At 58.2% G+C, this 6,565-nt stretch carries 6 protein-coding genes; 2 read left to right on the top strand and 4 right to left on the bottom strand.

The features are described 5' to 3' along the window. Together ACIREA_RS04515 and ACIREA_RS04510 are read left to right on the top strand one after the other, a co-directional pair. Window positions 1–649: class I SAM-dependent RNA methyltransferase (locus ACIREA_RS04515; protein WP_397380979.1), on the top strand; the 649-nt coding region annotated here is incomplete at its 5' end. Between the two features lie 84 nt (window positions 650–733). Further along, window positions 734–1,828, top strand: coding sequence for an iron-containing alcohol dehydrogenase (locus ACIREA_RS04510; protein WP_397380977.1), 1,095 nt, complete (start codon window positions 734–736; stop codon window positions 1,826–1,828). Here the strand turns inward: ACIREA_RS04510 and ACIREA_RS04505 are convergent, their stop codons facing one another. From ACIREA_RS04505 to ACIREA_RS04490, 4 genes are all read right to left on the bottom strand, one after another. Beyond that, window positions 1,829–2,428 (bottom strand): hypothetical protein, encoded by a 600-nt coding sequence (locus ACIREA_RS04505; protein WP_397380975.1) that lies wholly within the window; start codon window positions 2,426–2,428, stop codon window positions 1,829–1,831. It lies immediately after the preceding gene. Window positions 2,429–2,636: 208 nt separating this feature from the next. Further along, window positions 2,637–3,158: a hypothetical protein gene (locus ACIREA_RS04500; RefSeq protein ID WP_397380973.1), complete on the bottom strand. Its 522-nt coding sequence runs from the start codon at window positions 3,156–3,158 to the stop codon at window positions 2,637–2,639. 52 nt (window positions 3,159–3,210) lie between these two features. Beyond that, window positions 3,211–4,236: a methyltransferase gene (locus ACIREA_RS04495; RefSeq protein WP_397380971.1), complete on the bottom strand. Its 1,026-nt coding sequence runs from the start codon at window positions 4,234–4,236 to the stop codon at window positions 3,211–3,213. 46 nt (window positions 4,237–4,282) lie between these two features. Further along, window positions 4,283–6,565, bottom strand: a complete 2,283-nt coding sequence (locus tag ACIREA_RS04490) for a M56 family metallopeptidase (protein WP_397380981.1) — start codon at window positions 6,563–6,565, stop codon at window positions 4,283–4,285.

The following is a 6,565-nucleotide window of genomic DNA, read 5'->3' as shown; positions in this document are numbered from 1 at the left end:
AAACTCCGCCGAATTCAAAAACGGCGCCACCCTGCTCATGCGTGCCGCCGATAACGGCGTCCTCACCCGCCCCGATGAAATCGCGATCGAAACCGTGGACGGCGTCCGCTTCGAGTTTCAGGCCGGCGACTTCTTTCAGAACAATCCCTTCATCCTGCCCAAGTTCGTCCGCCACGCCATCGATGAAGCCAAAGCCACCGGCGCAAAGCATCTTGTCGATGCCTACTGCGGCAGCGGCCTCTTCGCCATCAGCGCCGCGCGCGACTTCGAGAGTGTCATAGGCGTCGAGATCTCCGAAACCGCCGTCAAAAAAGCCGCGCACAACGCCGAGATCAATTCCCTCACCAACTGCCGCTTCATCGCAGCCGATGCCCAGCACGTTTTCAAGGACGTCCCGCATGCCGGAGCCGACACCGTGGTGATCATCGATCCACCGCGCGCCGGTAGCAGCCCCGAGTTCTTGCAGCAGCTCTTCGCCTTCAATCCCAAAGGCGTCGTCTACATCTCGTGCAATCCCGCCACCCAGATGCGCGATCTCGTGCTCTTCACCGAAGCCGGCTTCAAACTCGGCACCGTGCAGCCCTTCGATCTCTTCCCGCAAACGAAGCATCTCGAATGCGTTATGACCCTGAGTCGCGATACGCTCTAGTTGTAGCTCGGTATTCCGATACCGAGACCGCTCCGCCGCAGCCTTAAACTCCGCGCCACTACCAGACATCGTCCGGCAATCAGAATGAACAGCTTCGAATTCGCCACCGCCCAGCGCATCATCTTCGGCCGTGGCGTCTTCCGCGAGTTGCCCGATTTGTGCCGCAGCTTCGGCCAGCGCACCCTCCTCATCACCGGCAGCCGCCCTCAGCAATGGGAAGGCCGCCTGCCTTACGTCGGCGTTCACTCCATCAGCGGCGAACCCACCGTTGATGACATCCAAACCGGCGTCGCCCTCGCCAAACAACTTGGCGCGGATGTCATCGTCGCCATCGGCGGCGGCAGCGTGGTCGATGCTGGCAAAGCCATCTCTGCCATGTGTACACAGCCCGGGGAGTTGCTACGCTACATCGAAGTCATCGGCGAAGGCAAACCATTGGACGCCGCCCCCCTCCCCTACATCGCCGCCCCCACCACCGCCGGCACCGGAGCCGAAGCCACGCGCAACGCCGTCATCGCCAGCACCGAGCACCGCGTCAAAGCCAGCCTGCGCCACATCTCCATGTTGCCGCGCATCGCCTTGATCGATCCCGAACTCGCCGCCGATGTTCCGCCATCCGTCACCGCCGCCAGCGGCATGGATGCTCTCACCCAATGCCTCGAAGCCTTCGTCTGCTCCCGTGCTCAGCCCATGACCGACGCCCTCTGCCTTGATGGCATCCAGCGCGCCATTCGCTCCCTCGAACGCGCCTTTCAAAACGGCCACGACCTCGAAGCCCGTGAAGACATGGCCCTTTGCGCACTCAACAGCGGCATCGCCCTCGCCAACGCCGGTCTCGGCGCCGTCCACGGCTTCGCCGCCCCCATCGGCGGCATGTTTCACGCACCTCATGGTGCCGTTTGCGCCGCCCTCCTAGCCCCCGTCTGGGAAGCCAACTCCACACGCGTGGCAGACCGCACCAAGTTCGACCAAATCGATTCCATGCTCGGTGGCAATGCCGTGTCCTACCTCCACGCCCTTAGCGCGCGCCTTCAAATCCCCAAACTCAGCCAGTGGGGCATTCAAGACACCGATCTCAACGAAATCGCCCACAAAGCCGCCGCCGCCAGCAGCATGAAAGCCAACCCGGTCTCCCTCACGCATGAAGAGCTGACAGCGATCCTCCGCGCGGCCTTGTGATCACTTGAAATTCGTCCGGAACGTCTCCCTCGGCTTCATCCCAAGAAACTTCACCCGCAGCTCCGGATGGGCTTGGAGATGTCTCGAAAGCTCAGGGCAGTTGGTCTCAAAATGCAGGAACTGATTGTCATCGGCAAACACGGCCATGATGTAATACTTATACTCCTGCCCGCCGACATTGCTGCTGTCACGGTCCGAATCATAGCGCGTCGACAAAGCTTTGAATTCAATGCTGCGACGCGAGCCTTTGGCCACCGCAGGGATTCCCTGCGTCTCTGAAGTCGCAATGATGAGCTCTTCTTGGCCGCGTGCGTATTTGGCCGACGTCTCCATGGTCACCAGCAGGAAGGTGGCTGAAGCCGCAGCCATGGGCTGAGTTTTGGCACTCTCGATGACAATCTCCGGGGTCATGGTCATCGTCATCATGTAGGACGATCCTGGGACTGGAGTGTTTCGCTTGCCGACTTTGGCCTGGATATGCAGAGACGGATATTTTTTCTCCATCTTCTCCTTCGCAGCTTTATCCGGCTGCTGCCCTGCAACATCAAGACTGGCACTAATCAATCCGATGATAAACACCCATAGAGTTCTCTGGTTCATATCCGGAATAAAACCATATCCCCCACCCAATCGTCAAGTCCCTTGTCTAAACCGAACTGGCGAGGGTGTAGAGCAACCGTCTCGGTTGCTCTGTTCTGCAGCGTAGCGCAACCGTCTCGGTTGCCCGCTTCAGTCCTCTCTCACAGACAAAAAGAAAGCCGGGGCTGCTTTCGCAAACCCCGGCCCCGCTCGTTGTTGGTTGCGGTAGTTATTTGATGACGCCGGCGAAGCCAGCGGCATTGAGGGCGGCGGTCAGTTCGGATTTCGTGAACTCGCCTTCGACAGTGAATGAAGTGGCCTTCGCGACGATGTCGCTCTTCGTGATGCCTGAAACAGTCTTCACCGCATCAGCAGCGGCGACTTCACACTTCTTGCAGCAGAGGTGCACACCGGAAACTGTGGCCTTGGTCATCTTCGCTTCCGGCTTCGTGCTCGCCGTTGATTTGCTTGCGGACTTGGAAGGTTCACCGCCTTCAATCTTGCCGAAGTATCCTGCAGCGATGATCGCCTCCGCGGCTTTCATGGCATCCCCCTTCTTCTTCGAGGTGATCGTCACCGTGGTGCTCTTGTCAGGCACATCGATGGTGACACCTTCGCCGATGCTGCCAGCCTTGGTGATGCCCTTGGCGCAGCTGCCGCAGCAGTTGTGCACGCCGGTCATGGTGAGTGTGGTCGCAGCACTGGCGGATGCAGTGAGAGCGAGGATGGAAAGCAGAGTGAAGAATTTCATAAGCGAACTCTAAGACGATACGACAACCCGGTTTATTTGCACAATTTAATTTTTAACGCCGGATCGCAGTCATGAATCCACGCGCCACTGCCGTGTCATGATACTCACCCGGTGTGAATCCCGCTTCATCCAGCAGCTCGGCATACTCGCTCGTGCTGTAGCATTTCCCCTGCGTGGAATGCATGAGCAGGCATGAATACTCAGCCACATGCAGCGGTCCGGTTTTGTCCGCGTTGATAAACGCATCATGAATGATGAGCAGTCCTCCCGCCGGCAGCGCTGCATGTGAAACCGCCAGCAGCTTCTTCACTTCCGGCACACCCCAGTCATGCAGCACGTTGGAGAAAAGATGCACATCGCAGCCCGCAGGCATTCCATCAAACATGTTGCCCGTCGCCACGCTCACGCGCTCCGCACACCCACGTTCTTCGATCAACTTTCCCGCAATGCGATCCACCGGAGCCTGATCGTACACGATGGCCTTCATGTGCCTGTGCTGCGCCGTGATCGCACAACCGTAAACGCCCGAACCCGCACCAATGTCCAGCAGACAGCTTCGGCCAGTGAGATCCAGCTTCTTCGCCAAAGCCTGCGAGAGCAGCACCCCGCGGCAGTCCATCGCCGCCGTGAATTTCCGCGCAAAGTCCTCCTGCTCCATCGCCTTGTGCCAGTCAAACGCCGCCTTGTCACCACTCCAGCCCGCCGGCTTGTCAGTCCTCAGCACTTCCAGAAAGTCGCGCGCAATGGGTCGATCATGTAGCGAGGCAAAGTAAGGCCTCACTTCCCACACCGGCCCCGCGCATAAAAATTCACGCGTCACCTCCGTCGCCTGAAACACCCCGCCCACATTCTTCACCCAGCCATTCGCCGCAAACAACGTCATCATCGTATCCGTCGGCCGCTCCGTGAAACCAAAGTGCCCACAGATGCCCGCCAGCGAAGACGGATTCGCCGACAACCACGTGAAGAAATCCACGCTCAACGCCGCCGTGACCATGTCAGCCCCATAGAGGCAGTCACGATAGCGGTAGATGTTGATCGGATCAGTGGCAGGCGCGGAGGTAAGGTCGTGCATCATGGTGCCGCATGATGAAGGCGGCGCACACCGGCGGCAAAACCTGATTTCACTTTTTCTTCTCTTCTTCCACCATGTTCGCGGTAATGAATAGAAACCTTGTCAAATGATCTGAGGGCTGCGCGCCCAAGACGACTGTCTGCCCGTCCCATATGGTCACCCCAGTGGAGATGGATCTGTGCACCCCATCAACCGTGATGATGAGTTCAATCGTGTTTCCATCTGCACCCATCGTTGATTCCACCGTCGCTTCAAGACCACCCATCGTGTCCGGCAGCATGTACTTCTTCGATTTGCCATCCAGCCTCAAAATTTCGAGCTTCACAGGGGTAACGGCGATCTTCTTCATCACTGTCTCAAACTGATCCGCTGAAAAGATAGCCGCCGTAGTGAACTGTCGCAAAATCTCTCCCGCTGGTGGCGACGCTGCAGGGAGCAATAGCGTCGGGTCCGTGACCACGGCTGGCTTTGGAGCATCGGGCAGGGGCGGCACCCACTCTTTCATCAGCTCCAAAAAATCCTCCTTCATCTCGACCGCCTTCACACTGACGACAACACGCTTCTTCACCGCACCAAGCCACATCTCGATAAGCTCATGATTCGGCTTGGTGTTGCGCACGGTAATTTTTCCATCTCTGAGCACCGCTGAGGCGTTCTTTTCGAATGAAATGCCCGCGGCTTTGAGCACCTCCATCGGCGGCTTGTCATCTGGAAAGCCTTGAGGAACACGGTAAACGCGCTGGCTCCATTCGTTCGCGGCTTTGTCGGGCAGGTCGATTCCGGCACCTGATGGCAGCATCGTCGCGGTCGACTCAAAACTGATCGCCTTCTGCCCGGTCGGATTCAGCGCTTCGGCCGTAATGAGCACAGTGATATGTTTTTTCGAAGTTCGAAGATGCATCACGAGAGTCTCACCGCTCGCCAGTTCTGCCTGTGCGGACGCTGTGTAGAATTCCACGCGGTTCCAATCCGGCTTGTCGCCCTTTTGCGGCAGCCACGGATGGGATCCATCAGGATCAACACCCAGATCCACTTGCGCCAATACCAGCGCTTTGCCATTCACCGCCGAATTGGCATTGAGCTTGATGCTCGGCCCGATAAGTTTGAGGGCATGCTTGATATTCGCTTCCGTTATTTTCTCCGGAAACACCTCCTGCGCGACTTCAGCGATGGCCTCCGCTCCTAGTTTCCCGGTGGTGCTTGGCAGGGTTGCCAGGTCAATACCCTTCTTCTGCGACACCTGCCGCCATAGTTCCTTGGCTTCATCAGGTTTTAAAATGTCTCCGTGCGTCTCAAAGTAACCGTCTGCCTGAATCAGTTTGCATTGAAAGTGCACCAGGGGTGTCCGCTTGTTCAGCCGGTCTACGATGGCTTCGATCTGATCAAGCGCCCCCTTGTGATGCCGCACGATCAGTTGTGAGGCCGCTGGATTGTATAGAGCACTGGCTCCTTCTGGAAAAGGAATGCCCCGATCCTCCAAAAGTTCACGCGCGGTTTTTCCGATGACTGCAGTTGTTGCCGCCTTCCCTGCCGCAAATGGATCTGACGACGTCGCCCCCATGCTCAAAAAGTCCGGTGCCACCTTGTACGCCCGTGTGTACATTCGACCATCATCCGCCTTGGTCTTCACAGGCTCCTGCGCCGCCGCTGTAGCCACTCCAAACGACGCCGCAATCAACGGTGCAACAACCGCAAACACAAAGCACCCCAGTACAAACAGCGCACCCAGCTTCTTCCTCACACCCCGCGCCTCCATCAGCGCCACCAGCCGCACTTTAAGCCTTTTCGCAGGCCGCGAATAAGCAATCGCCATCACACCATCAAACTGCGGCGTTGATCGGTCAGCCCACGCCAGCAGAAAGTCGGCATAGTCCGTATGATCACGCCCCTCACCCACAGCCGCAGCATCGCACGCCTCCTCACGCGCCCGCGCATATTCCTCCACCAGCGCATGCGCAAAAGGGTTCCACCACAGGAATGCGCGCACGATGTTTTGCAGCAGCACCACCACCGTGTCATGCAGGCGCAGATGCTCCCCCTCATGCCGCAGAAGCCAGCGCCACTGCCGGGCTGTGAGTTTTTCAAACGCAGAGGCAGGCACAGCGATCACCGGAAAAAGCCAGCCCGCCACACAAGGCGTTCCCTCCTGGTCAAAGACGCAAACACACTCTGGATTCAAGTCGTCCGGCAGTTTGGCGTACTCGATAGAGGTAGGTTGTCTCAGCCGCCACGCCCAGCGCTGCACTCGAATACTTTGATATAGCAGACGCATCCATAAGGCCGCAGTCACCATCCAGAACAACCACCGCAGCACCCTCACCGTCTCATTCAC

This window comes from Prosthecobacter sp., assembly GCF_044373815.1.
GTDB lineage: Bacteria > Verrucomicrobiota > Verrucomicrobiia > Verrucomicrobiales > Verrucomicrobiaceae > Prosthecobacter.
This window is presented reverse-complemented; position numbering and strand designations above follow the sequence as displayed.

Coding starts and splice junctions, on each gene's coding strand:
- ACIREA_RS04510 (WP_397380977.1), top strand. CDS start 734: ATGAACAGCTTCGAATTCGCCACCGCCCAGCGCATCATCTTCGGCCGT.
- ACIREA_RS04505 (WP_397380975.1), bottom strand. CDS start 2,428: ATGAACCAGAGAACTCTATGGGTGTTTATCATCGGATTGATTAGTGCC.
- ACIREA_RS04500 (WP_397380973.1), bottom strand. CDS start 3,158: ATGAAATTCTTCACTCTGCTTTCCATCCTCGCTCTCACTGCATCCGCC.
- ACIREA_RS04495 (WP_397380971.1), bottom strand. CDS start 4,236: ATGATGCACGACCTTACCTCCGCGCCTGCCACTGATCCGATCAACATC.